This window comes from Burkholderia sp. MSMB0856 (assembly GCF_001524645.2).
GTDB lineage: Bacteria > Pseudomonadota > Gammaproteobacteria > Burkholderiales > Burkholderiaceae > Burkholderia > Burkholderia diffusa.
The window spans coordinates 66,768-90,233 of the sequence record NZ_CP013428.1 but is presented as its reverse complement, the minus strand read 5'-3'; the positions used below and the strand labels follow the sequence as shown (position 1 = coordinate 90,233).

Below are 23,466 nucleotides of genomic sequence, written 5' to 3'. Positions count from 1 at the left end.
GTTGGGTCAGAGCTTGATGCAGACGTTGCGAAGCTCCGTGTAGAACTCGAGCGAATGCACGCCGCCTTCGCGGCCGATGCCCGATTGCTTCGCGCCGCCGAACGCCGTACGCAGGTCGCGCAGGAACCACGAATTGACCCACGCGATGCCGACGTCGATCGACGCCGCGACGCGGTGCGCGCGCGACAGGTTGGTCGTCCAGATCGCGGTCGACAGCCCGTACGCATTCGCATTCGCGCGGCCGATCACCTCGGCTTCGGAATCGAACGGCATCACCAGCGTGCACGGCCCGAAGATCTCTTCGCGCGCGATCGGCGAATCGTCGCCGAGGCCGGTCCAGATCGTCGGCTGCACCCACGCGCCGTCGCGCAGATCCTCCGGCATGTCGGGCACGCCGCCGCCCGTCACGACCGTCGCGCCGAGTTCGGCCGCCTTGCGGTAATACGACAGCACCTTGTCGCGATGCTCCTGGCTGATCAGCGGGCCGAGGCCGGTCGACTCTGCTTCCGGACGGCCGGGCCGCAGCCGTTCGGCACCGGCCTTCAGCGCGGCAACGAAACGCTCGAACAGCGGACGTTCGACATACACGCGCTCGGTGCCGAGGCAAACCTGCCCCGCGTTCGCGAAGCACGAGCGCAACGTGCCCTCGACGGCCGCGTCGAAATCGCAATCGGCGAACACGATCGCCGCGTTCTTGCCGCCCATTTCGAGGCTGACGGGCCGCGCACCGTCGGCCGCCGCCTTCATGATCGCCGCGCCGGTGCGCGTCTCGCCGGTGAACGTGATCGCGTTCACGCCCGGATGCGTCGTCAGGAATTCGCCGGCCGAACCCGGCCCGAAGCCATGCACGACGTTGTAGACGCCGCGCGGCACGCCCGCCGCGTTCATCACTTCGCCGAGCAGCGCGGCCGTCTGCGGCGTCTCCTCCGACGGCTTCACGACCACCGTGTTGCCGCAGGCGAGCGCGGGCCCGACCTTCCACGTCATCAGCAGCAGCGGCAGGTTCCACGGGCAGATCACGCCGACCACGCCGACCGGCCGGCGGATCGCGTAATTGAGCGCGCCCGCGCCGTCCGGCGTCGCCATCTCGAAGGTTTCGCCGGGCACGTTCTTCACCACGTCGGCGAACACCTTGAAGTTCGCGGCGCCGCGCGGGATGTCGATATGGCTGGCGAGGCTCACCGGCTTGCCGGTGTCGGCCACTTCCGCTTCGAGAAAATCGTCGAAGCGGTGCGTGATGCCGTCGGCCACCGCATACAGGAGTTCGACGCGCTGCGCGACCGTCAGCGCGCCCCACGGGCCGGCCAGCGCCGCGCGTGCGGCCTGTACCGCCGCGTCGACATCCGCGCGGCTCGCTTCGGCGACGCGCGCAATCACCGCGTTGTCGAGCGGCGAGCGCTTGTCGAACCAGCGTTCGCCCGCGCGATATTCGCCGTCGATGAAGTTGCGGACGAGCCGCGGGTCCGGCTGCCCGCCGGCGGGGCCGCGTGTCGCGGCGATGGGTTCGGTGTCGTACATGATGTGTGTGCCGATGATCGTGAATCCGTGGGTTCGTGGAGCGCGTTCGCGTGTGCCGAGCGTCATGGCCCGCCGAAGCCGGCCGCATCGAGCCCCGCGTACGCGCATTGCGCGTCCTGCGTCTCGCTGCCGCCCGATACGCCGATGCCGCCGATCAACGCGCCGTCATCGACGATCGGCAGCCCGCCGCCGAACGCGACGAAACGCGGCCGCAGCACGAGGCCCTGCCGCACCGCGTCCGAGTGCGACGCCAATGCGGCGTGCCACGCGCCGGTGGGCAGACCGAAGCTCGCGGCCGTGTACGCCTTGTCGATCGCGATGTCGATCGAATGCAGCGGTGCGCCGGGCATGCGCACGTATGCCGCGAGCAGCCCGGCTGCGTCGACGACCGCGACATTCACGCGCACGCCGAGCCGCTCGGCGGCCTCGGCCGTCGCCTGCGCCGCGCGCGCCGCGGCGGGCCAGTCGATCGTGCGCATGTCGACGCTCCGGTTCGTGTCGTTTCGATCCATGACGCTGGACTCCTTGCGGCTCAGGTGTAGACGGTCGTGAACGCTTCGTTCAGCTCGCCGGAGTGGAAGAAGATCCCGCGTCCGAGCTCCTCCTCGGTCCACGTCGTGACCGGGCGATCGGGTTGCGCGAGATAGCCGAGCCCCGCGAACGTCTCGTTGCGGTTGCCGCTCGGATCGAAGAAATAGATGGTGGTGCCGCGCGTGATGCCGTGCCGCGTCGGCGCGACGTCGATCTTCACCTTGTTCTTCGCCATCACGTCGGCCGACTTCAGCACGTCGGCCCAGTCGTCGAGGAAGAACGCGATGTGATGCAGGCCGTTGCTCGGGCCACCGACGAACGCGATGTCGTGCGGCGTCGTGCTGCGGAACATCCACGTCGCGGCCTGGATCGTGTTGCCGGGGCCGACCATCACCTGTTCCGCCAGATGGAAGTCGAGACACTCGGCCATGAAGCGCGTGTTCTCCTCGACACGGTTCACGCCGGCTTCCGGGTTCAGTTCGCACATCAGCAGGCAGTGGTCGAGCCAGTGCACGGCCGAGCCCGGAACGTCGTCGGGCCACGGATCGGGGTTCAGCGAGCCGACCGCGGTGCCCACCAGTTCCTTCTTCGCGAACAGCCGCAGTTCGTGCCCGCTCGGCAACAGGAACCGCAATTGACGGCCAACGGCCGGCAGCGCGCCTTCAGGCAGCATTTCGGTCGCGATCCCGTATGCCTCGATACGCTGCTGCAGCGCGTCCAGGTCGGCGTCGTGCTCGACCTTGTACGCGGCGTGCTTGAGCCCTGCCTGGTCGGACGGCGACAGGATCAGCGAATACTTGTCCCATTCGTCCCAGCATTTCAGATAGACGTTGCCCGCCGCGTCGCGCATCGTCTCCTGCATGCCGAGCACGCGCACGTAATGACGCAGCGCCGCTTCCATGTCCATCACCTTCAGACTGACATGACCAATACGCATCACACCCATGATGTGTCTCCTCCTGGTTTCCTGGTTACTTGTCGATCGTCGGCGCGCCGGCACCGGCCGCCCCGCAGAAGAACGGCTTTTTCAGCCGGCCGGCCACTTCGAGTTCGACGTCGCCGTCCGGCACCACACGGCACGCGAGCGCGTAGCCGTCGTTCTCTTCTTCCGCGCTGACGTGCGCGCGGCTGACCGGCCCGAGCTTGCGCACCGCGCCACGCAGCACGCGCACCTTGCACACGCCGCACCCGCCGTTCAGGCAGCCGACCGGAATGCCGCGCCGGCCGAGCTTCGCCATGCCGGCCAGCAACGACTCGCCGGACACGCACGCATAGCGCTCGTCGGTCTGCGCGATCCTGACCGTCCCGCATACGCGGCCCGCGTCCATGTCACACCCGCCGGAACAGCGGGCTGCGCGTCTGCTGCGCGTCGGCCGCCGAGATGAACTTCTCGTGGTAGATGTCGCGCTCGAACAGGCGGCCCTGCATCAGCGTCGTGATGCATGCGTCGATCATCGCGGGCGGCCCGCACAGGTACGCCTGATGCCCCGAGAAGTCGCCGTCGAAATGCGCCTTCGCGACGTCGTGCACGAACCCTTGCGCGACCTCGCCGCCCGCATCCGGCGCGCCTTCGGACAGCGCCGGCACGTATGTGAAGTTCGGATAACGTTCGGCCAGCGCGCGGAATTCGTCGTGGTAGTACAGCTCCTTCGCGTTGCGCTGGCCGTAGACCAGCGTGATCGGCGCGGTGACGCCGCCGGCGAGCAGGTCCGCGATCATCGAGCGCGGGCTCGACAGCCCCGACCCGCCGGCCATGAAGATCATCGGCCGCGCAGCCGAGCGGCGCACGAAGAAGCGGCCGTACGGGCCCGACAGGCGCACGCGGTCGCCCGTCGCCAGTTGCTCGTGCAGATAGCCGGTACCGAGCCCGCCCGGCACCTGCCGCACGTTCAGCTCGATCTCGCCGGTGGCCGCGACGTCGGCCGGCGCGTTCGCGATCGAGAACGCGCGACTCTGCCCGAGGCCGGGAATCTCCAACTGCACGTACTGGCCTGCCTGGAAGTGGATCGGCTGCGCCAGCTTCAGTCGGATCGACTTGATGGTCGGCGTGAGCTGCTCGATGCGCGTGACGTCGGCCGCGAAATCCTTGACCGGAATGATCTCCGCGTCCGGTTCCTCGTCGACGTCGGCCTCGATCACGGTGTCGGCCGTCAGCGTCGCGCAGCACGCGAGCGCCTTGCCTTCCTCGCGCTCGAAATCCATCAGCGCGAACGGGTTCGCATCGCCGAGATCGGCCTCGCCGTCGAGCACCGCGACCTTGCAGGTGCCGCACAGGCCGTGACAGCACGCATGCGGAATGTAGATGCCCTGGCGCAGCGCGGCATCGAGCATCGTCTGTCCTTCCTCGACCTCGATCGTGACGCCCAGCGGCTCGATGGTAAGTTGGTGGCTCATGATGGTTCGCTCGTCCGCATGACGGTCAGAAGCTCGCGCCGCCGAGGCCATCGAGGCCCGGCGTTCGGAAGCTGATCAAATCCTTGTGCCCGAGGCCGTTGTCGGCCAGGCTCTTCGCTGCGTCCGGCGTCCACGGCTCGCCGGAGCGAAACCACTCGACGCGGTCCCAGTCGATCTTCGCGAAGTCGGGGTGATAGCCGTAGACCGGCGGCAGCACCTTATCGGCAAGCGCGCCGAACGGCATGTCGGGCGGCAGCGGCAGGCAGAACGGCGCGGGAAACATCAGGTGGTCTTCCCAGCACACGTAAAGCAGCGGCGCCGGAAACTTCCCGACCGCATCCTTCACCGGGAAGTCGTAGGGTTTGAGCGCGATGACGGCCATGTTTGTCTCCTGTCGGCCCGCGTTCGCGCGGCAGCGCGCGCGGGCCTTCTTCAAGGTTGCTTGTCGGTTGCGGGTCAGTTGCTCGTTGCCTGGCCGCGCCAGGCCGCGAAGTTCTTCTGGTCTTCCGAGCCGTCGAAATCGAGGTTGTCGCGGCCCATCTGCACCTCGTAGTAGTCGAGCACCGCGGCGAGCGGATCGAAGCCTTCCGCGCTCGGATCCGCGTCGGGCGGGAAGCAGTTGCCCTGATAGATCTGGTGCACGGGCAGCCACGCCTGCACGTATTTCTGCGGCTCGTGGTCGAAGATTTCCTTGCAGTGATCGCTGCAGAAATGGAACTTGTTGCCGAGGTAGTTCGACTCGCGCGCGCCGATCTTCGTCGGGTTGCCGGGCTCGGTGAACAGCATCGGGATCTGGCAGGTCTGGCACAGCATCGGCAGCGTCTTCATGTAGAAGCGGTTGCCGGCCTTCGCCTGCTCGCCCCAGTAGTCGAAGCGCGGGCGGTAATAGCGGTCGAACGAGTCGGGATACTTCGCGGCGAGCCACGCCATCTCGTCTTCGGTCGGCACCCAGGTGTGGAACGCCGAGGCCGCGTTGAAGCCGTAGAACGTCGACCATGCCTGGTGGCTGATGTGGTCCTTGCCTTCGCATGCGTCCTGCCAGCCCTTCGGCTCGCGAATGCCGTAGCGCGCGAGATCCTTGAACAGCGCGCCGCCGTTCTGCTCCGCGTACATCTCCCACGATTCGCGCCAGCTCATCACGCGCTTCGGCTGCATGTAGTCCATCATCATCGCGACCAGCGTGAGCAGCCGGTAACCGCGCCAGAACCACTTGTCGATCCAGCGCTGCACGATCGGCACGTTGTCCGGGTCCTGCTCGAGCAGGAACTTGATGCACTCGATGCCGAGCGTCATGTGCCGCGATTCGTCCGACTGCGCGGAGAAGCCGAACGTGACCGTCGACATGTCGCCGTTGTACGCGGCGCCCGACATGAACGGCACGAACAGCAGGTTCGTCAGCACGTATTCGAACGAGAAGCTGACCGCCGTCAGGAACTCGAACGGCCCCGACGAATACGCGTCCTCGAAGAACGACTTCGGCACCGACAGGTACCAGACGCGGTCGAACCAGTGGTTCGAGTGATGGAAGCCGTTGAAGAACTTGTTGTACGTCGACATCGCATGCGTTTCGGTCTGGTAGTGCCGCAGCTCGTCGATCGACTGCATCTGGCACGCGATGCGCGCGCCCTCGCCGGTGAAGTGCCGGCCGACGTGCGCGAAACCGCGATGCGCGAGATATTCGAGCGGCGTCACGCCCTGGATGAACAGCTTCAGCGCATTGATGTAGCGCGCGTCGGTCACGCCGAGGAACGCATTGTTCTGCGTGAACGCGTCGATCACCGCGTACAGCTTCTTCTCCTTCTCGCCCTGGTATTTCCAGTACGCATCCATCGTCAGGCGGAACGGGTCGACCCACTTGTCCCAGTCGTGGATCTTGATGCCTTCGTAACGGTCGTACGGGAAGACCTTGTCCATCGGCTGGTAGGTCGTCTCCCAGCCGAGGCCGCGCGTCATTGCCGCGTAGCGGTCCTTCAGGCCGAGCTTTTTCTTGAGCGTTGGCGTGTCCATTCGTGTCTCCGGTGTTGTCGGTGCGTGTTGCGCGGCGTTCAGTGCGACCAGCTCAGCGTGAACTCGTCGTCGTCCTCGTCGATGTGGCCGGACAGCGTGATCAGGTTCACCTGCAGCTGCTGCAGGTCGAAGCGCGTGCCGGTCAGTTCCTCGATCGTTTCGCGGCGGATCGTCAGCCGGTCCGGCGCGTCGATCTTGACCATCCCGGGCGACTCGACCACCACCGCGCGCGGGTTGTCGGCGACGATCGCGTCGACAATTGGTCTGGATTCCTCATTGGCCTGAAAGGCGATGAATACATTCGACATGCTGGCTTTCCTTGGAATGTGAAGTGAATGCCCGTCGTCAGAGCGCGAGGCCGAGCTTTGCGACGCGTGCCTGAAACTGCTCGCGCACTTCGTCGAGCGCTGCCCGGCCGGCATCCTGCAGCGCGCGCGCCGCGACCGGCGCGAGCGCCGCGTAGGCTCGTGCAGACCAATCGCGGGTCCAGCGGGCGAGCAGCACGCGGTTGTCGTCGGATTCGGCGGCCATGGTCTTCACCACCGCGTCGATCCAGCGGCTCGATTCGGCGTGCCATTCCGGCATGAACGCGGTGAGCATCGCGACCGCCGAGCCGCCCGCGAGCGCGATCCGTTCGTCGACGAAGCGGTCATAGACGAGCGGATACAGCAGGCCGTCGAGCGCGAGGTTCTGCGCGACGAACAGCTCGACCGGATCGGCCACGACCAGCGTGTCCTCGACGTAGCGGCGCAGCGGCTGCCAGGCGGCGTCGTTCGTCCAGCTGGCCTTGGCTGCGTCAAGCACGTCGGGCTCGGCCATCGCGAGCGCGAGGCGCGTCAGGTACTGCGCGACGCCGAGGTTGTCCATCGCATGGAACATCGCGGGCGCGGTGAACGCGGTGCCGTAGCCCAGCGCGCAGATCTGCGCGTTGTTCATGTTCGCGCCCCACGCGGCATGGCGCAGCGGCACCAGCACGTCGAGCGCCTGCGCGGCCACGTCGTCGCGCATCAGGCCGATCATCCGGCGCGATTCGACGAACTCGAAGTTCGACTCCATCGCGTCCTGCTGGCGCGCGCGCGTCGTTGCCCACGACGCGTAGTAGAACTGGCGCGGATCCTTCAACGCATACCAGTTCGCCATCCTGATCGCCGAGCGCGACGGATCGAAGATCTCGTGGTCCGGATCCCAGGTCGGCCGGTAATGGAAGTTCGCCTGGGGCTGCGCGCCCATCATGCCTTCCTGGTAGCGCGTCGCCGTCTTGTCGCCGCCGATGTTCTGCGCGACATGCGCGAAGGTGTGCCGGAGCGGCTTGATGTCGACTGTCTTCAGCTCGATGGTCACTTCTTGCTCCTCAAGGTCATGGGTTCGCTTCGACGTCGAGCCGCGTAACCTGCTGTTCGCGGCAGAACGCGTCGAAGGCGGCAGGAGACAACGTCAGCTCGACGAACAGATCCGGCGCGCCGCCGAGCGAAAACTCGAATTCGACGAAGCCGCGCGTGTTCGTGCCGGTCACGCGCGCGCACTTGCGGCAAGGGTCGAGCGGGGAAAGATCGGTCGGGTGCTGATTCATGATCGGTGTCGCCTCCATGCCGGACTTCAATGCACCATCCGTGCCACGTCCTGGCAGGCGCCCAAAAAATCTCGATAATTCAGGGAAAGCCCTGACGCGAAGTTCAAATTCGCGATCCACAATGGCGGTTAACCAGAACGGAAATCGCTCGCCGGCGACCACGCCCGAAGCCATACACGGCGGCGTTTTTCATCATTTGAGCAACCCGGTCGAGCGCATTTGCCGAAATGATCAAATCGATTCGCCTGCCGCGGTGCCGCTGGCGAAAACCTTGAAAATCACGAGAAATCTCGACGGAGGAGACATGACGCGGCCCACCCTGCCCCCATTGCCGCCGGACACAGACCTGCGCAAGCTGATCCATTTTTCGGCGAGCGACGGTCGCATCTGGCTGGCCGGTCAGCGGATGGTGCTGCTGCATGCCGGCGCGCTGGCGACGCTGCGCCAGGAATTGATGGAAAGCGTCGGACCGGCACAGACGCGACGCTTCTTCACGCGGGTCGGATTCGCCGCCGGCGAACGCGACGCCGCGCTCGCCCGCGAGATCCGCAGCGGCGCGTCGCTGTTCGACATGTTCCATGTCGGCCCGCAACTGCACATGCTCGAAGGCGCGGTGCAGGTCACGCCGGTGCGGTTCGAGGCCGATCCCGCGACGGGCGCGTTCTATTGCGAGTACCGCTGGGAACATTCATGGGAAGCCGACGTGCACCGTCGCACGTTCGGGCCGCAGCCCGAGCCCGTCTGCTGGATGCTGATCGGCTATGCGACCGGCTACACCAGTGCGTTCATCGGCCGGACGATCCTGTTCAAGGAAACGACTTGCGTCGGCATGCACGACCCGCACTGCACGATCGTCGGCAAGCCGGCCGAGGAATGGCCCGACGCGGAGGAAATCTCGTCGTGGTTCAAGGCTGACTCGCTGATCAACACGATCCGCGACCTGCAGACCGAAGTCGAATCGCTGCGCCTCGAAATCACGCCCGACGACGGCCGGACCCGGCTCGTCGGACGCTCCGATGCGTTTCGCGCGGCCTATGCGCTGCTGGAGACGGCCGCGCCGACCAAGGTCGCCGTGCTGCTTACCGGCGAAACGGGCGTCGGCAAGGAGCGCTTCGCGCGCGCGCTGCACAGCCTCAGCCCGCGCGCGCAGAAGCCATTCGTCGCGATCAACTGCGCAGCCATTCCGCACGCGCTGATCGAGTCCGAACTGTTCGGTGCGGAGAAAGGCGCGTTCACGGGCTCGCAAGCCGCGCGCGCCGGCCGCTTCGAGCGCGCGGACGGCGGCACGCTGTTTCTCGACGAGATCGGCGAGCTGCCGCTCGACGTTCAGGCGAAGCTGCTGCGCGTGCTTCAGGAGGGCGAGGTCGAGCGGCTCGGCGCGACCGACGGCCGGAAGGTGGACGTCCGCGTCGTCGCGGCGACCAACCGCGATCTTGAGCAGGCCGTGCGCGACGGCACCTTTCGCGCCGATCTCTATTACCGGATCAACGTCTACCCGGTGCTGATTCCGCCGCTGCGCGACCGGCAGGACGACATCGCGCCGCTCGCCGACGCGATGCTCGAACGCTTCGCGGCCGTGCACGGCAAGCCGACGCCGACGCTGACCGATTACGCCTACGACACGCTGCGCAGCTACCGCTGGCCCGGCAACGTGCGCGAGCTCGAGAACCTGATCGAGCGCGCGGTGATCCTGTCGCGTCCGAACCGTCCGGTCGACGCGAAGGACCTGTTCCCCGGCGTCGGCGCGCCCGGCGGCGCAACGGTCGACCGGGCCGGGCAGATCCGGCCGGCGGCCGCCATGTCGATCGACTGCGGCTCCATCCTCGACCAGTTGCAGGGCGGCGGCGGGCTCGACGGCCTCGAACGCGCGCTGCTGCACGAGGCCGTCGATCGCGCGAACGGCAACCTGTCGGCCGCCGCGCGCCTGCTCGGCCTGACGCGCGCACAGCTCAGCTATCGGCTCAACCGCAAACAGGATCAGGAGAACGCGTGACATGAACACCATCCTGCCCGCCCATCCGTTCGACGACTCGTCGCCAGCGCTCGAGCCGGCCGCCGACGACGCCGCCGAGCCGCATGCCCGCACGCTCAGCGAGCATGCGTATCACCAGCTCCGGCAACACATCATCGAGGGACATTACCCGCCCGGCACGAAGCTGCGCGTCGAGCATCTGAAGGACGTGTACGGCGTCGGCGCGGGCACGCTGCGCGAGGCGCTCACGCGGCTCGTCAGCGATGCGCTGGTCGTCGCCGAAGGGCAGCGCGGGTTTCGCGTAACGCCGATGTCGGTCGACGATCTCGAAGCGATCACGCGGCTGCGCATTCATATCGAGGTCGATGCGCTGCGCGACTCCGTGCGGCGCGGCGACGACGCATGGGCGCAGCGCGTGCGGCAGAGTTTTGACATGCTGTCGGCGTGGGAGCAGCCGGTGTCCATCGAAAACCGCGCCGCATGGGAAGCGTGCAACCGTCGCTTTCATGAAGCGCTGATCTCGGCGGCCGCGACGCCCTGGACGTACCTGATCCTGCGCATGCTGTCGCAGCAAAGCGAACGCTATCGGCGCGTGTGCATCGGGCTCGGCGATTCGAAGCGCGACGTGCATGCGGAGCACACGTGCCTGTTCGAGGCCGCGATGCGACGCGCCGATGCGCGCGCCGCCCTCGCGCTCGAAGACCACATCGGCACGACGCTCGCCGTGGTACGCAACGCGCCGCCCGGCACCTTGCCGTTCTAGCCACCGCCGCGCGGACGACGCGCTCACGCCAGCTCGGGATACCCGTGCGCGGCCGCGTCCCGCGCGAGATCGGCAATCGTGTCGTATGCGCCCGGCGGCAGGCGCTCGAATCCCTTCAGGCGCAGCGCGGTTGCCCGATCCGCATCGACCGCGACCGCGTGATCGAGCGCATCCTGCAATCCCTCCACGAGGCTCCCGTTCAGCGCCTTCGATGCAATCAACGGCAAGCCCGGCGCCGACGCCGTCATGCCGACGATCCGGATGTCGTTCAACAACTCGGGCAGTGCGTCACGCACATACGCGAACGTCACACAGTCGATCGCCGCGCAATCGGCAGCGCCTGCCGCCAGCGCGCGCAGCACGTTCAGGTGCGAGCCGAACGACACGACCGAACCGAAGAAACGCCCGTCGTGCGCATGCGGCGCGACCGCGTGCCGGAACGCGTTCATCCCGCTGTGCGAATCCTCGCCGTTGAATGCGGCCCGTAATCCGCGACAGGCAGCCAGCGTCGTCGCGCCGCCCGCATGCACGCGCGCCGACGCCACCAGCACACTGCTGTAACGCGCGCCGTCGCAGCCGGGCGCATCGAATGCCGGTGTCGCGATCAGGTGCACGGCATCGCGCAATCCGAGCATCCGGTACGGATAACCGCATGTCTGCGACAACAGCAAGTCGCTGCGGTGCCACAGCGCGTGCAGATCCCCGAACGGTTCGTCGAGCAGCGCGACGCCGGCCCGCCCGCCGTGACGCGCGAACGCATCGAGTGCGTCACGCAGCAACGCGCGCCACAGTGCGGCGTGGCGCGGCGTCACGTTGTACATCGGCAGTCCGGCGATCCATGGGCTCATGTGCGCATTCTACGCACCGGCGGTGCGTTGGAGAAAGCCCGTTCGCTCGGGTTTCGCACAGGTCCGGCACGCGCCTGGGGCGGTCAATGCTTATCGGTCGCGCAGCGATAAGCAAATGCGAATTGCTTGGTTGGCCTGACTACGCGAGCCGGTTAGCGTTCCAGTGTCGCGACGCCGTCGCAAGCCGCTCGCTGTAGCGGTCGACTGCGAGTCGTGACGCAAGTCGGCCACCTGCATCGCGGCTCGCAACGGCGCGATCGTCCGCTACCCGTTACCCGTGCAGCCCCCGTATCACCCGCTACATCCCGCCCCAGCACCATGGCCGAATACTTCGACGTCGACCACGCGCGCGCGATCGCCGCACTCGACGCCCGCTTCACTGCCCGCACCGAGTGGCCGACGTGGCTGCTGGTCGTCGCGATCTACGGCGGCTGGCTCGCCGTGCTGCTGCTCGTACGTGCCGAGCGCCTGTCGCTCACGGCCGCGACGCCGCCGCTGATCCTGCTCGGCGCGTGGCACATGTCGCTGCAGCATGAGCTGCTGCACGGCCACCCGACGCGCTCCGCGTTCGTGAACCGGCTGCTCGGCTATCCGCCGTTGACGATCTGGTATCCGTACACGCTTTATCGCGACACGCACCTCGACCATCACCGCGACGAGGACCTGACCGTGCCGGGCGTCGACCCCGAAACGAACTACGTGTCGCGCGCGCAGTGGGCGCGGTTGCCGCGCTGGCGTCGCGCGCTGACCGTTGCGCGCACCACCTTCGTCGGACGTCTCGTGTTCGGGCCGCCGACGAGCGTCGCCGCGATGTTCGCCGACGCAATCACCGCGTTCCGGCGCGGCGACTTCCGCTATCTGCGGATGTGGGTGACGCACGCCGTCTGCGTGGGTGCGCTACTCGCATGGCTGCAGCGGGCGATCGGCGTGCCGTGGTGGTACTACCTGCTGGCCGTCACGTGGCCCGCGCTGTCGCTCGCGATGATCCGTTCGCTGTTCGAGCACCGCGCCGCGCGGCATCCGAAGGCGCGCATCGTCATCAACGAGGCGGGCTTCGCGATGCGGCTGCTGTACCTGAACAACAACTATCACCTCGTGCATCACGACCTGCCGAGGCTGCCGTGGTACGACCTGCCGCGCGCGTACCGGATGCGGCGCGATGCGTATCTGGAGAAATGCGGCGGCTTCGTGATCCGCGGCGGCTATCGCGAACTGCTGGCGCGCCACGCATGGACGCCGACCGACGGGCCCGTGCATCCGTTCGACCACGGCACGGCGTCGCTGTCGACGGGCAGCGGTGCGAAGGTCGCCGCGGTCGACGGGTATCTTCAGATCAGTACGTAACGCTTGAGCGGGTCGCGCTGCGCCGGGAAGGCGCCCGATGCGGCGACGGCCGCGCAAGGCCGCGCGGCTGCCGCGACGCGCATTGCTTACGAAAAGCCGACAACATCGATCCTCATCGGCAAATTGCCAATTTCGGCGGCAATGCCCAGAATGACGGATCGTCCGGGGCCTCCAACAATCATTCGCCCCGGCTCAGCCTCCCGGCCGCGCGCCGCACTCCCCTACGACGATGCAACCGAACACCTCGCCCGGCGCGATCCGCTCGATCGGCAACGACTGGTCCGTCTCCGCGGTCACCGCGGGCTTTCTCGCGGTGCTGATTTCCTATGCGGGCCCGCTCGCGATCTTCTTCCAGGCGTCGCAGGCCGCGCATGTATCCAATGAGATGGTGGCGTCGTGGGTCTGGGCGATCTCGATCGGCGCGGGCGTGTCGGGCCTCTTCGCGAGCTGGAAACTGAAGGTGCCGATCGTGACCGCATGGTCGGCGCCCGGCACCGCGCTGCTCGTCGGCCTCTTTCCGCAGCTGACGCTGAACCAGGCCGTCGGCGCGTACATCACGGCCGCGCTGATCATCTTCGTGATCGGAATCACCGGCTATTTCGACCGGCTCGTGCGCCACATTCCGCGCGGCATCGCGTGCGGGATGATGGCTGGCATCCTGCTGCCGTTCGGCATGCATGCGTTCTCCGCCGCGACCGCGCAGCCGGTGCTCGGGTTCGGGATGATCGCGGCGTACGTGATCTTCAAGCGCCTGCTGCCGCGCTACAGCATCGTGCTCGTGCTGCTGACGGGCGCCGCGCTCGCGACGCTGCTCGGGATGGCGCATCTCGGCAACGTGTCGCCGAGCATCGCGCGACCGATCTTCATCGCCCCCGAATGGACGCTCGGCACCACGCTCAGCCTCGCGCTGCCGCTCGTCGTCGTGAGTCTCACCGGCCAGTTCCTGCCCGGCATGACGATCCTGCGCGTCTCGGGCTATCACACGCCGGCGCGGCCGATCATCACCGCAACCAGCGTGATGTCGCTTGTTGTCGCGTGCTTTGGCGGGATCACGATCGTCGTCGCGGCGATCACCGCTGCGCTGTGCACCGGCAAGGATTCGCACGAGGATCCGGACCGGCGTTATATCGCGGGCATCGCGAACGGCGTGATCTACCTGATCGGCGGGCTCTTCGCGGGGACGATCGTCACGCTGTTCTTTGCACTGCCGAAGGCCTTCGTCGCGATTCTCGCCGGGCTCGCGCTGATCGGTGCGATCGGCGCGAACGTACACGGGATCTTCGAGGATGAGGATCATCGCGAAGCGTCGGTGATCACGTTCCTCGCGACTGCGTCGGGGATGACTTGGCTCGGGCTCGGGTCCGCGTTCTGGGGGATCGTGATCGGGTCGGTCGCGTATGCGGTGTTGAGCAGGGTGCGGCGGCAGGCGTGATGCGCGACACGCGTCGCAGCCGCTGTCATTGCGCGTGCTGCCGCACCAGTTGCGCGAACGCATCGGTCAGCGTCGTCTTCCCGTAAAACCGCTCCGACACACCGGCCTCGACGTCGATCTGCCCCGCGTTGTGCACGTCGTACAGATCGACGATCAGCTGCGCATGTCGCTCACTGAGGCCCGCGCGCAGCAGCGTCGCGGTCCATGCGTCGCGCGGCAGTTCGCGCGCGACGATCTCGCGGTCCGCGGCCGCGCCGAGCATCTCCGCGATGTCCCGCACGCTCACGCGCCGCGGGCCCTCGACGCTGACGATGCGCGGCCCGTTGCCGGTTTCTGCGACATCGAGCAGCAGCCGCGCCGCCGCGACGCCCACGTCGGGCGCCCACACCGTCGGAAACACCTTGTCGACCGGATGGTGAAAACTCGGCAGCACGCCGGTGCCGAGCGCAACCGGCAAGATGCGCGCCCAGTTCTGGAGATGCTCGGCCGAGCGCAACAGCGTCAGCCGGGTCTGGACCGTCTTCAACTTCTCTTCCAGCAGATGAAACAACCGCGTGATGCCCGTGTTGCCGTCAAGTTCCGCGCCATAGTCCGACAGCGCAAGCAGTGCCGGCGGCGGATTCGCGGCGAGTGCGCCGGTCACGACGTCGAGCGTGCGCGCCATCGTCGCCGCCGGATCGCCGTCGGCGACGGGCACCGGACACAGCATCTGCACGGCTTGCGCGCCGTCGATCGCCGTGGCGATCGCACCTGCATCCGTCAGGTCGGCGATCGCCACTTCGCAGCCGAGTTGCGCGAAACGTTCGCGATGGCGGGCGTCGCGCAGCACCGCGCGCACGGGATGGCCTGCGTGGCGCAGGGTCGTCACGGTCGACGAGCCGACGTTGCCTGATGCTCCGAAAATCACGAACACGATCCGCTCCTGGAGGATGAAGGTGCAGTGATTGTCGGCGTACGCGAACGGGAAGGCGCGCAGGTGCGGATGATGTGAACAGGAAAGGATGACCGGATGCGGGGCCGCGCTCGGATCGCACGGCCCACCGGTTCGTCAGCGGCTATCGATCCGACGCCGACGCATCGTCCTCGCCGTCATAAGCCAGCCGGAGCCCGCCCCGCGCGCCGGACCGCGCGACCTCCGTCGGCGTCGCGCCCAGCACGCGATTCATCCAGTTCGCCATATGGCTCTGATGTGCGAACCCGGCTTCGAGCGCGATCTGGCTGATGCTGAGCCGGCCTTCGAGCAGCAACGCCTTCGCACGCTCGACCCGGCGCCGCACCACGTACTGATGCACCGGCATCCCGAGCGTCTCGCGAAACAGCACCTTGAAATGCGGCACGCTGATCGACACGAGCGCCGCAAGCTCGGCCAATGTCATGCGGCGTTCGAGGTTGGCCTCGACATAGTCGATCACGCGCGCCGCCGCCTTCGGCGCGAGCGTCCGCCGGCGCTCGCGGAACACGGGCTGGCCATCGACCAGTCGCGCGACGAGCGCCGTGCACAGGCTCTCCGCATAGAGCGGGTCGGACGCGTCTTCCGCCTCGAGTTCGGCGGCCATCGCCCATGCGATGTGTTGCAGGCGCGGATCGCGCACCTGCAGCCGCCGGCGGATCTGCGCCTGCGACGGCTTCAGCTCGAGTTGCTCGAACGTGCGCCGCACGAACGTGTCGCTGAGCATGACGTGCAGGATCCGGCAGTCGGCGCTGTCCGTCCATTGGCCCGGCAGGCCGGCGGGAATCACGTCGATGTCGCCGTGCGCCTGGATGCGCGACACGCGCTGGCCGTCGCACACGCAATCCGCGCGCACGGGCGAGCCGATATGCACGCCGATGCGGTGATGATCGGCCGCCGGAATCCGGTACGTACCCGCGCGAATCTCCAGCAGCGACGCGCCGAAGCCGCGCCAGCCGAGCCCGCGGCTGGAGCGCAGGCTGACCGGCACGCCGTTGTCGGTCGGCGCGGCGAGAATCGGATCGCTCATGGTTCTTCTCCACCAGATCGTGGGTCGAACGCGCATTGTGACGCTTTTTCCGGCCGTTTGCCGGGCGCGCACCGCCATTCCCGCAACGAGCAGAAAAAGATCATCCGTTCCTGCTCCGCCGCATCCTTGCGTGCGCGCCGACGGGCGCCGCGGCGCTTACGATGGGCTTCATCCGACACCTACGGAGACCGTCATGCCCCATTCTTGCCCACTGCGCGCGGCGTTCATTCCCTCTTCGCCGTCCCGGACAGCCCGCCGTCCCGACGGCCCCGCTCCCCGCGACGACCGGATCGCCTTCGCCGCGCGATGCCTGCGCATGCTCGGCTGGTACCGCCTCGAACGGCTGCTCGCGTCGATTCCCGACAGCAACGACGACTTCGGGCTCGTTTGACCGAAGGCACGCACGGCTCGCACACGCCGCCCGCGTCCCGGCGTGCGCCTACTTGCGCCGCCGTTCGTGCGGCGCGACCGTCGCGCCGTCGATCACCGGCGCGCCCTGCTTGATCAGGAAGTCGCGAAACAGCCCCGTCACCTGCGAGATCCGCCGGTCGGCAAGCGTGACCACATACCATTCGCGCTCGATCGGGTTGCCCGGAAACGGCAGTTGCCCGAGCAACCCCGTGCGCAACTCGAGTGCACACGCGTGCAACGACAGGAACGCGACGCCGAGCCCCGCTTCGGCCATCTGCTTGATCGCTTCGTTGCTCGACAGTTCGGAGCCCACATGGAAGCGGTAGCCGGCCGTCTTGAACAGGCTCTCGACGGTCGAGCGCGTGCCCGCGCCGCGTTCGCGCACGAGCAGGTGCGCGGATTCGAGATCCTTCAGCGCGACGCGCTTGCGCTGCATCAGCGGATGGCCCGGCGCCGCGACGAACACCATCGGATGCTTCGCGAACTCGACCGCGTGCGTGCGCAGTTCCTTCGGTGCGCTGCCCATCACCGCGAGATCGATTTCATGCGTCGCGAGCATGCGGATGATGTCGTCGCGATTGCCGACCTTGAAATAGGTCTTCACGTGCGGTCGCGTCGCGGTGAATTTCACCAGCAGCGGCGGGATCAGGTATTCGGCCGTCGTGATCGCGCCGATCCGCAGCGTGCCGCCGAGGTCGCCCGTCAGCGCGGCCACTTCGTCGCCGGCCTCGCTCCATAAATGCAGGATCTCGCGCGCATAGCGCGCCACGATTTCACCAGCGGCGGTCAGCTGCACGCCGCGCCCCACCCGCTGCAGCAACGCGGCGCCCACCGCCTCCTCGAGCAGCCGAACCTGCAGCGACACGGCCGGCTGCGTCAGGTTCAGCTCCTCGGCCGCGCGAGACACGCTGCCGAGCCGCGCGATCATGTCCAGCGCCTTGAGCTGCCGGAACGTCGCGGTCTTTCCTATAAGTGAATACATATGAGTCGCTTATAAACATTAAATTGTTCGCGTAGGTTCAAAACTATATCGTCGGTTCTTGAGCAATGTCATCCGAATCGTCATCAGCGGGAGCCACAACATGGACCACATCACGCCTACCCTTGCAACGGATCGCGCACCGCGCGTGCCGCGCATCGTGATCGTCGGCGGCGGCGCCGGCGGCCTGCAGCTCGCCACGCGCCTCGGCGACACGGTCGGCCGCCGCGGGCAAGCCGACGTCGTGCTCGTCGACCGCTACCCGACGCACTTCTGGAAGCCGCTGCTGCACGAAGCCGCATCCGGCCATCGCGATCCGGCCTCGCACACGATCGAATACGCGGCGCAGGCGAAGCGCCACGGCTTCCGCTTCGTGCAGGGCGCGCTGCAGCAGGTCGACCGCGCGGCACGCACGGCGACGATCGCGCCGGTGCAGGACGCGGACGGCACGGAGATCCTGCCGCAACGCGAGCTCGGCTACGACGATCTGGTGCTGGCCGTCGGCAGCGTGACGAACTTCTTCAACGTGCCGGGCGCCGCGCGGCACGCGCTACCGCTCGAAAATCTCGACCAGGCCGAGGATTTCCGCCGCAAGTTCCTGGCCGCCTGCACGAAGGCGAACCACCGGGCCGAGCAGCAGCCGGCGCACCGCGCGGCACCGATCTGCATCAACGTGATCGGCGCGGGCGCGACGGGTGTCGAACTGGCCGCGGCGCTGCGCCATGCGATCCAGCAGCTGACGACGTATCGCTTCAAGGCGCTGGTGTCCGCGCGCGACGTGCATATCCGGCTGATCGAAGGCGGCCCGCGCATCCTGCCGGCGCTCGACGCAAGGCTGTCGGCCAGGATGCACGCGCAATTGCGCACGCTGAGCGTCGACGTGCTGACGGATACGCGTGTCGCGGAAGTCGGCGCGGACGCGGTCATGACCGCGACCGGCGAGCGGCTTGCGAGCGACATCACGATCTGGGCGGCCGGCGTCGCGGGCCCCGCGATCCTGCGGGAACTGGGCGACATCGCGCTCAACCGGTCGAACCAGGTGATCGTGACCGACACGCTGCAGACGCCCGACGATCCGCACGTGTATGCATTCGGCGACTGCGCTGCATGCCCGTCGGCCGATGCGAGCGGTTTCCTGCCGCCGCGCGCGCAGGTCGCGCACCAGCAGGCCGTGTATCTCGGCGATGCGCTCGCGCGGCGCCTCGCCGGCAAGCCGGTGTCGGGCTTCACGTTCCGCGATGCGGGCACCGTCGTGTCGCTCGGCCAAGCCGGCGCCGTGTATCAGGCCGACCTCGGCGTGCGTTCGCGCTCGCTGATCGTCGACGGGCTCGCCGCGATCGGGCTGTACAAGTTCCTGTACCGCAAGCATCTGTTCAGCGTGTACGGACTGAAGCGCGCACTGTTCCAATCGCTGAGCCACTGGCTGCAAAGCCGCAACCAGCCGTCGATCAAGCTGCACTGATCGCCGACCGCCACGCGGCATCGCAAGACGGCGTATCGGGCGCATCTCGCCCGATACGCCGTTTTTTCATCTGCACACATCGGGTGCATTCAATTCGTGCGCGCCTTTGGTGCATCAGATCGAAGCGCGTCGATACGATGCAGATCATCCGGAAAACACGGCCTCACATGCATCCCGCGCCAGCGTTGGCTCACCGCCCAATTCATTAGTCGAATCGTATGAGTCGGATATAAATATTAATTGGTCGCATATTCCGGATCGACGCTAAGGTGTGCGGCATTCCCGTCCGCGAACGGATCGTCACGTCTCAGGAGAGGAATCACCGTGGTCATCGAAGCCATCGTCACCCGTCTCGACGCCGCATTCGCGCAGATCGAAGCGACACCGGATTCGCACGAATCGCGCAACCAGCGCGATGCGATCATCCAGTGGCTCGACAGCGCGTCGGAGCAAGGATATCGACTCGGTCTCGTCACGACGCTGCCTGCCGCCCGGCTCAGCGACATGTTCGAAGGCCAGTTCGGCCGCGCGAACCTCGACCGCTTCTCGGTCGTCGTGACCGACGCTCATCAGAAGGACTCAGTAGCAAATCAGCATCCGTTCGACGTCGCGCTTCAGGCGCTGGGCGTGCCGCCCGAGCGCGCGGTGGCCGTCGCGAGCAGCGAACCGGAACGCCGCGAAGCCGAGACGTTCGGTCTGTCGCGTTGCGTGCGCATCACCGACACGATGCGCTCGATCGCATCGGCAGGCCTGCACTGACCTGAGCACCTGCATACGGGCATCGGAACGGCTCGCGGTTCATCGTGAAGATGCTGCACAACGCGCGCGAGTCGAATCTCCAGGCGGCGTGCGACGGCGCGACAATTGCCGCGCGAAGCCACGTCTACGATTGCAGGAAATTGAAGTGCTGCTACGGCTATCCGTGACGCGTCGTCAGTCCACCGGGTAATCGAGATCGTGCCAGCGCTTCGCCGATTTCCCGCCCGAGCCGAGATGACCGCCGGGGAAGCGCATCACCGCAATCGCGTGAAGCGCCTTCTCGTCGAGCGCGGCGTCGCCGCAACTGCGCCTGACCTTGAGATCGCGGACACGCCCGTGCTCGTCGAGCCAGACACGCACGATCACGCGCCTTCTCGACGTACCGTTCTGCACGCCGCGTGACAGCAGGCGGTCCATCAGCGACATGAGATTCTCCGTGAAGGTCGAATGCGTCGGTGATCGCGGCGTCAATGCTGGACGGCCGCGGTTTTGTGCGCCGTCCGCACGGCCTTCGGCTTCGTGACGACGGGCGCCTTCGGATCGATGCCGACCGCATGCTCGACCTTGCGGGTCTTCGCGGGCGCTGCGTGCGCCTTCGATACGGGTTTCGCGTCGGCGTGCACTGCGGCCGGCGCATTCGACCGCGAAGAACCGGTTTGCCGCCCCGGCTTCACGGCCGTCACACCGCTCGCCGCCACGGGCGAATGCTTGACCTGGTGCGCGTATTCCTTGACGTCGTGGTCGCTCATCCACGATTCCGTATAGGCCGCCGACGCGGGCTGCGACAGGTTGAGATACGCGACCGAGGCGACGAGAAAGGCACGAATTTGCGTGCGACGATTGAATGCGGTAATGACGAATGCTCCTTGCGAACTGGCTCGACGCCCGGTATCGGCGCCGTCGTGGCGGCACGATAAATGAGCGCATTCGGCATCGCAAGCGTCTGACGGGTGATCCAAACGATTCTTGACGTTTGAACGATCGATCCGGTGCGCGAGACCGCTCACGGAGCGCGTTCGACCGCGTCGGACATGCCGATGTCGTCGCGCCTGCGGGGCCTCGGCGGCTTGCCGAACTTGGGCCCGCCGGCGGTGTCGAACGTGCATCGCCGGAGAATCACATGAAACGCGCCGCTCCCTTCGCCATCCTGATCCTGCTTGCCGCCGTCGGCTTGCCGGCGGTCGCCGGCACCGCGGCGGACAATGCCGCCGCGCCGGTTGCGCAGCAAGCGAGAAACTGCGTGCCGTCCTCGACGTCCGCCGGCACCGCGCCCGGCTCCCGCGCGGCATCAAAAGCGCCGCCGATCCGCATCTGTGTCGGCGATTCCGATACGCAGCTGAACCTGCCGTGGTTCCTGACCGACGTCCTTACCGCCGTGGACACGCATCAATCGCCTCGCGACCTGCTCCACAAGATGCGCAACGACTTCTGAAGCACGGCCGCCGGAAATGACGCGCGGCGCAAATATTTCTCACCAAGCATCAATCTCGATATTTATCTACATTTTGGATAGCAATATTTCGTAATAAGGTGGGACACGCCTTATACTTGCCGCGCACCATCCTCGTGCCAAGAGACGGTGACTTCTGTCCCGGCTGCATACCGATGCGGCCGGGTTTTTTTTGGGCGTGCGATACCGATATACATGCGTTGTCGATGTATGTTACGAGAAAGCGCCTCGAATCCTGTGCCCGCCGCGCTGTCGCTTCGTGCGTTTCGCGAGCGTAGAATCGATTTGCGTCCCGATATGGGCGCGAGCCGCGGTGCCCCGGCCAGGCACGGCGAATGCCTCGCGCCAAGTCATCGACCGGTTCGACCTGCATTCACATGCGCACAACAACAAGTACGACCCGAGGACCCTCCGCGCTCGCACCGCGCCCGAAGCCCGCGTTCCAGCGCAGCGGCGCGTGGCCGCATGTCGTCTTCCCCGGCGCCCTGATCGCCTGCATTCTCGTGTTCATGCTGGCGATCGTCGTTGCAGGGCGCCTGGCGCGCGACTCGATTGCACGGCACGAACGCGACGTCGCGAACGACATCGTGATATCGGTCGACCGCATCCTCGACGGGATTCGCTCGCGGCACCCGAATGAGTTGAACGCGCTGGTCGGGCGGCCCTGCACGACGATCTTCAGGACGCTCGCCGAAGTGGGCACTCACCTGCGCTATCTTCGGGCCGTCGGGCTGGCGAACGGCGGTCGCGTCACGTGCTCGTCGGCGCTGGGCGAGATCGACGTCCCGCTCGACGCGTACATTCACGCGCCCGCGCCGGGGATGACGGCCATCACGCTGCTTCGGCAGACGCCGTTTCAGCAGCACGTTCCGGTGCTGGCGGCGTTTCGCGCGACCGCGCCCGACTCCGGCGTCCTTTATGTGGTCGAGGGCGACTATGTGGCGGACATGCTCGCGCACGGGACCCGCTTCGGGGCGGAAACGGCCACGCTGTCGATCGAGGGCGCGGGCAGCATCGATCAGCATGGCGCGTTCGTGCCGTCATTCGGCGCGGCGCCGGCCACAGGCAGCAAGATCGCGTCGAACGCGTGGCCGTTCACGGTCTCCGTCACCTCGGCGGAACCCTATGTTTCGCAGGTGCAGCGGCGCTACCGACTCATCTGCCTGACGATCGCGCTGCTGGTCAACGGCCTCGTCGCGGCCGCGTACTTGCTCGCAATAGCGCCGCGCCGGCTGTTGCTGAAGGCCGTTCGCAATGCGCTGAAGCGCAACGAATTTCATGTCGTCTACCAGCCGATCGTCGACGTCGAAACGCGCCGGACCGTCGGCGTCGAGGCGCTGCTGCGCTGGCACCATCCGAAATGGGGGGCCATCAGTCCGGCCGTGTTCGTGCCGCAGGTCGAGTCGAGTGCGGTCCTGCCGAAGGTGACCGAGTTCGTGCTTCGGACGGCCGTATCGGAACTGACCGCACTCGCGCCGTCGATGCCGCTGCGCATCGCGATCAACGTCGCGCCGAAGGATCTCGAACGCGCCCGCTTCGTGTCCGTCGTCGAAGACACGATCGGCCGGCTTCCACCAGGTTGCACGCTGGTGCTCGAAGTGACTGAGCGCATCCTGCTCGAGAAGAATCCGCGCACCACCGAGATGTTCGCCACGCTGCGCGCGAAAGGCGCGAAGTTCGCGATCGACGACTTCGGCACGCATCACAGCAACCTGGACATGCTGTCGCGCTTTCCGTTCGACTACGTGAAGATCGATCGACAGTTCATCTCGCAGCTCACGACGGGCAACGCGAAACTGATCGAAGGGATCGCGGCGGTCGCCCACCACTACGGCCTTAAGATCATTGCCGAGGGCGTTGAGACGGAAGAGCAGCATCGCGCGCTGCATGCGGTCGGGATTCAGTACGCGCAGGGTTATCTGTATCAGCGGCCACGGCGAGCGGAACACCTGAAGCGGAACTTCGCGCCGATGCCGGCTTGAATGCCGCAGTGGCGCGGAACGCTCGGCAGACGAATACGTGACGCAAACGCGTCGTCCGGTCTGCA

Annotated in this window: 25 protein-coding genes; 9 read left to right on the top strand and 16 right to left on the bottom strand. The window is 66.8% G+C overall.

All coding sequences use genetic code 11. The features are described 5' to 3' along the window. Nucleotides 1–6 precede the first annotated feature (6 nt). The 10 genes from WS87_RS17975 to WS87_RS34265 form a co-directional block, all read right to left on the bottom strand. Nucleotides 7–1,518 (bottom strand): 2-hydroxymuconic semialdehyde dehydrogenase, encoded by a 1,512-nt coding sequence (locus WS87_RS17975; RefSeq protein ID WP_059818362.1) that lies wholly within the window; start codon nucleotides 1,516–1,518, stop codon nucleotides 7–9. Nucleotides 1,519–1,580: 62 nt separating this feature from the next. Further along, nucleotides 1,581–2,030: a GlcG/HbpS family heme-binding protein gene (locus tag WS87_RS17970; RefSeq protein ID WP_059818361.1), complete on the bottom strand. Its 450-nt coding sequence runs from the start codon at nucleotides 2,028–2,030 to the stop codon at nucleotides 1,581–1,583. Nucleotides 2,031–2,050: 20 nt separating this feature from the next. Then, nucleotides 2,051–2,995 carry a catechol 2,3-dioxygenase gene (locus WS87_RS17965; RefSeq protein ID WP_059818360.1) on the bottom strand — a complete coding sequence of 315 codons (945 nt, stop codon included), beginning with the start codon at nucleotides 2,993–2,995 and terminating at the stop codon, nucleotides 2,051–2,053. Nucleotides 2,996–3,020: 25 nt separating this feature from the next. Continuing rightward, complete coding sequence (locus WS87_RS17960) at nucleotides 3,021–3,377, bottom strand: 2Fe-2S iron-sulfur cluster-binding protein (RefSeq protein ID WP_059692558.1); 357 nt, start codon at nucleotides 3,375–3,377, stop codon at nucleotides 3,021–3,023. 1 nt (nucleotide 3,378) lies between these two features. Continuing rightward, a complete protein-coding gene (locus tag WS87_RS17955; RefSeq protein WP_059818359.1) occupies nucleotides 3,379–4,443 on the bottom strand; it encodes an NADH:ubiquinone reductase (Na(+)-transporting) subunit F in 1,065 nt (354 codons plus the stop codon). Nucleotides 4,444–4,468: 25 nt separating this feature from the next. Continuing rightward, the gene (locus WS87_RS17950; RefSeq protein WP_059818385.1) at nucleotides 4,469–4,825 is read right to left on the bottom strand and encodes a phenol hydroxylase subunit P4; all 357 of its coding nucleotides are present in this window, start codon (nucleotides 4,823–4,825) and stop codon (nucleotides 4,469–4,471) included. Nucleotides 4,826–4,899: 74 nt separating this feature from the next. Further along, nucleotides 4,900–6,450, bottom strand: coding sequence for an aromatic/alkene/methane monooxygenase hydroxylase/oxygenase subunit alpha (locus WS87_RS17945; protein ID WP_059818358.1), 1,551 nt, complete (start codon nucleotides 6,448–6,450; stop codon nucleotides 4,900–4,902). A gap of 38 nt (nucleotides 6,451–6,488) precedes the next feature. Further along, nucleotides 6,489–6,758, bottom strand: coding sequence for an MmoB/DmpM family protein (locus tag WS87_RS17940; RefSeq protein WP_059818357.1), 270 nt, complete (start codon nucleotides 6,756–6,758; stop codon nucleotides 6,489–6,491). A gap of 37 nt (nucleotides 6,759–6,795) precedes the next feature. After that, on the bottom strand, nucleotides 6,796–7,791 hold the full coding sequence (locus tag WS87_RS17935; protein ID WP_059818356.1) for a phenol hydroxylase: 996 nt from the start codon (nucleotides 7,789–7,791) through the stop codon (nucleotides 6,796–6,798). Nucleotides 7,792–7,807: 16 nt separating this feature from the next. Then, a complete protein-coding gene (locus tag WS87_RS34265; protein WP_236873249.1) occupies nucleotides 7,808–8,194 on the bottom strand; it encodes a phenol hydroxylase subunit in 387 nt (128 codons plus the stop codon). A gap of 130 nt (nucleotides 8,195–8,324) precedes the next feature. On the opposite strand from WS87_RS34265, the gene WS87_RS17925 reads away from it, so the two are divergent. After that, a complete protein-coding gene (locus tag WS87_RS17925; RefSeq protein ID WP_059818354.1) occupies nucleotides 8,325–10,013 on the top strand; it encodes a sigma-54-dependent Fis family transcriptional regulator in 1,689 nt (562 codons plus the stop codon). A gap of 1 nt (nucleotide 10,014) precedes the next feature. Then, the gene (locus tag WS87_RS17920) at nucleotides 10,015–10,755 is read left to right on the top strand and encodes a GntR family transcriptional regulator (RefSeq protein ID WP_059818353.1); all 741 of its coding nucleotides are present in this window, start codon (nucleotides 10,015–10,017) and stop codon (nucleotides 10,753–10,755) included. 23 nt (nucleotides 10,756–10,778) lie between these two features. On the opposite strand, the gene WS87_RS17915 is transcribed toward WS87_RS17920, so the two are convergent. Then, on the bottom strand, nucleotides 10,779–11,603 hold the full coding sequence (locus WS87_RS17915) for a phosphate/phosphite/phosphonate ABC transporter substrate-binding protein (protein WP_059818352.1): 825 nt from the start codon (nucleotides 11,601–11,603) through the stop codon (nucleotides 10,779–10,781). Between the two features lie 318 nt (nucleotides 11,604–11,921). On the opposite strand from WS87_RS17915, the gene WS87_RS17910 reads away from it, so the two are divergent. Next, nucleotides 11,922–12,947: a fatty acid desaturase gene (locus tag WS87_RS17910; RefSeq protein ID WP_059818351.1), complete on the top strand. Its 1,026-nt coding sequence runs from the start codon at nucleotides 11,922–11,924 to the stop codon at nucleotides 12,945–12,947. 229 nt (nucleotides 12,948–13,176) lie between these two features. Further along, nucleotides 13,177–14,379, top strand: coding sequence for a benzoate/H(+) symporter BenE family transporter (locus WS87_RS17905; protein ID WP_059818350.1), 1,203 nt, complete (start codon nucleotides 13,177–13,179; stop codon nucleotides 14,377–14,379). Nucleotides 14,380–14,404: 25 nt separating this feature from the next. Here WS87_RS17905 and WS87_RS17900 read toward each other — a convergent pair whose 3' ends face one another. Together WS87_RS17900 and WS87_RS17895 are read right to left on the bottom strand one after the other, a co-directional pair. Beyond that, entirely contained in the window at nucleotides 14,405–15,292 is an 888-nt protein-coding gene (locus tag WS87_RS17900) for an NmrA family NAD(P)-binding protein (RefSeq protein WP_059818349.1), read from the bottom strand. A gap of 142 nt (nucleotides 15,293–15,434) precedes the next feature. Then, the gene (locus WS87_RS17895) at nucleotides 15,435–16,358 is read right to left on the bottom strand and encodes an AraC family transcriptional regulator (RefSeq protein WP_059698739.1); all 924 of its coding nucleotides are present in this window, start codon (nucleotides 16,356–16,358) and stop codon (nucleotides 15,435–15,437) included. 193 nt (nucleotides 16,359–16,551) lie between these two features. On the opposite strand from WS87_RS17895, the gene WS87_RS17890 reads away from it, so the two are divergent. Beyond that, nucleotides 16,552–16,749, top strand: coding sequence for a hypothetical protein (locus WS87_RS17890; RefSeq protein WP_059818348.1), 198 nt, complete (start codon nucleotides 16,552–16,554; stop codon nucleotides 16,747–16,749). A gap of 48 nt (nucleotides 16,750–16,797) precedes the next feature. Here WS87_RS17890 and WS87_RS17885 read toward each other — a convergent pair whose 3' ends face one another. Continuing rightward, nucleotides 16,798–17,751, bottom strand: a complete 954-nt coding sequence (locus WS87_RS17885; RefSeq protein WP_059533632.1) for a LysR family transcriptional regulator — start codon at nucleotides 17,749–17,751, stop codon at nucleotides 16,798–16,800. Nucleotides 17,752–17,851: 100 nt separating this feature from the next. Between WS87_RS17885 and WS87_RS17880 the strand changes: the two genes are divergently transcribed. Together WS87_RS17880 and WS87_RS17875 are read left to right on the top strand one after the other, a co-directional pair. Beyond that, entirely contained in the window at nucleotides 17,852–19,210 is a 1,359-nt protein-coding gene (locus tag WS87_RS17880; protein WP_059818347.1) for an NAD(P)/FAD-dependent oxidoreductase, read from the top strand. A 324-nt stretch (nucleotides 19,211–19,534) separates the two neighbouring features. Continuing rightward, the gene (locus tag WS87_RS17875) at nucleotides 19,535–19,969 is read left to right on the top strand and encodes a phosphatase (RefSeq protein ID WP_059533628.1); all 435 of its coding nucleotides are present in this window, start codon (nucleotides 19,535–19,537) and stop codon (nucleotides 19,967–19,969) included. Between the two features lie 174 nt (nucleotides 19,970–20,143). Here WS87_RS17875 and WS87_RS17870 read toward each other — a convergent pair whose 3' ends face one another. Then, nucleotides 20,144–20,395 carry an energy transducer TonB family protein gene (locus WS87_RS17870; protein ID WP_059447486.1) on the bottom strand — a complete coding sequence of 84 codons (252 nt, stop codon included), beginning with the start codon at nucleotides 20,393–20,395 and terminating at the stop codon, nucleotides 20,144–20,146. Between the two features lie 41 nt (nucleotides 20,396–20,436). Next, nucleotides 20,437–20,718: a hypothetical protein gene (locus WS87_RS17865; RefSeq protein ID WP_059818346.1), complete on the bottom strand. Its 282-nt coding sequence runs from the start codon at nucleotides 20,716–20,718 to the stop codon at nucleotides 20,437–20,439. 371 nt (nucleotides 20,719–21,089) lie between these two features. Between WS87_RS17865 and WS87_RS17860 the strand changes: the two genes are divergently transcribed. After that, nucleotides 21,090–21,401, top strand: a complete 312-nt coding sequence (locus WS87_RS17860) for a hypothetical protein (RefSeq protein ID WP_059818345.1) — start codon at nucleotides 21,090–21,092, stop codon at nucleotides 21,399–21,401. A 353-nt stretch (nucleotides 21,402–21,754) separates the two neighbouring features. Continuing rightward, nucleotides 21,755–23,401 (top strand): EAL domain-containing protein, encoded by a 1,647-nt coding sequence (locus WS87_RS17855; RefSeq protein ID WP_059818344.1) that lies wholly within the window; start codon nucleotides 21,755–21,757, stop codon nucleotides 23,399–23,401. Nucleotides 23,402–23,466 lie beyond the last annotated feature (65 nt).

What these genes read in the sequence shown, in the direction of transcription:
- WS87_RS17885 (WP_059533632.1), bottom strand. Translation starts at nt 17,751, where the DNA reads ATGTATTCACTTATAGGAAAGACCGCGACGTTCCGGCAGCTCAAGGCG.
- WS87_RS17920 (WP_059818353.1), top strand. Translation starts at nt 10,015, where the DNA reads ATGAACACCATCCTGCCCGCCCATCCGTTCGACGACTCGTCGCCAGCG.
- WS87_RS17960 (WP_059692558.1), bottom strand. Translation starts at nt 3,377, where the DNA reads ATGGACGCGGGCCGCGTATGCGGGACGGTCAGGATCGCGCAGACCGAC.
- WS87_RS17970 (WP_059818361.1), bottom strand. Translation starts at nt 2,030, where the DNA reads ATGGATCGAAACGACACGAACCGGAGCGTCGACATGCGCACGATCGAC.
- WS87_RS17975 (WP_059818362.1), bottom strand. Translation starts at nt 1,518, where the DNA reads ATGTACGACACCGAACCCATCGCCGCGACACGCGGCCCCGCCGGCGGG.
- WS87_RS17890 (WP_059818348.1), top strand. Translation starts at nt 16,552, where the DNA reads ATGCCCCATTCTTGCCCACTGCGCGCGGCGTTCATTCCCTCTTCGCCG.
- WS87_RS17955 (WP_059818359.1), bottom strand. Translation starts at nt 4,443, where the DNA reads ATGAGCCACCAACTTACCATCGAGCCGCTGGGCGTCACGATCGAGGTC.
- WS87_RS17910 (WP_059818351.1), top strand. Translation starts at nt 11,922, where the DNA reads ATGGCCGAATACTTCGACGTCGACCACGCGCGCGCGATCGCCGCACTC.
- WS87_RS17905 (WP_059818350.1), top strand. Translation starts at nt 13,177, where the DNA reads ATGCAACCGAACACCTCGCCCGGCGCGATCCGCTCGATCGGCAACGAC.
- WS87_RS17895 (WP_059698739.1), bottom strand. Translation starts at nt 16,358, where the DNA reads ATGAGCGATCCGATTCTCGCCGCGCCGACCGACAACGGCGTGCCGGTC.
- WS87_RS17880 (WP_059818347.1), top strand. Translation starts at nt 17,852, where the DNA reads ATGGACCACATCACGCCTACCCTTGCAACGGATCGCGCACCGCGCGTG.
- WS87_RS34265 (WP_236873249.1), bottom strand. Translation starts at nt 8,194, where the DNA reads ATGGCTTCGGGCGTGGTCGCCGGCGAGCGATTTCCGTTCTGGTTAACC.
- WS87_RS17945 (WP_059818358.1), bottom strand. Translation starts at nt 6,450, where the DNA reads ATGGACACGCCAACGCTCAAGAAAAAGCTCGGCCTGAAGGACCGCTAC.
- WS87_RS17855 (WP_059818344.1), top strand. Translation starts at nt 21,755, where the DNA reads ATGCCTCGCGCCAAGTCATCGACCGGTTCGACCTGCATTCACATGCGC.
- WS87_RS17915 (WP_059818352.1), bottom strand. Translation starts at nt 11,603, where the DNA reads ATGAGCCCATGGATCGCCGGACTGCCGATGTACAACGTGACGCCGCGC.
- WS87_RS17925 (WP_059818354.1), top strand. Translation starts at nt 8,325, where the DNA reads ATGACGCGGCCCACCCTGCCCCCATTGCCGCCGGACACAGACCTGCGC.
- WS87_RS17965 (WP_059818360.1), bottom strand. Translation starts at nt 2,995, where the DNA reads ATGGGTGTGATGCGTATTGGTCATGTCAGTCTGAAGGTGATGGACATG.
- WS87_RS17950 (WP_059818385.1), bottom strand. Translation starts at nt 4,825, where the DNA reads ATGGCCGTCATCGCGCTCAAACCCTACGACTTCCCGGTGAAGGATGCG.
- WS87_RS17865 (WP_059818346.1), bottom strand. Translation starts at nt 20,718, where the DNA reads ATGAGCGACCACGACGTCAAGGAATACGCGCACCAGGTCAAGCATTCG.
- WS87_RS17870 (WP_059447486.1), bottom strand. Translation starts at nt 20,395, where the DNA reads ATGTCGCTGATGGACCGCCTGCTGTCACGCGGCGTGCAGAACGGTACG.
- WS87_RS17940 (WP_059818357.1), bottom strand. Translation starts at nt 6,758, where the DNA reads ATGTCGAATGTATTCATCGCCTTTCAGGCCAATGAGGAATCCAGACCA.
- WS87_RS17860 (WP_059818345.1), top strand. Translation starts at nt 21,090, where the DNA reads ATGAAACGCGCCGCTCCCTTCGCCATCCTGATCCTGCTTGCCGCCGTC.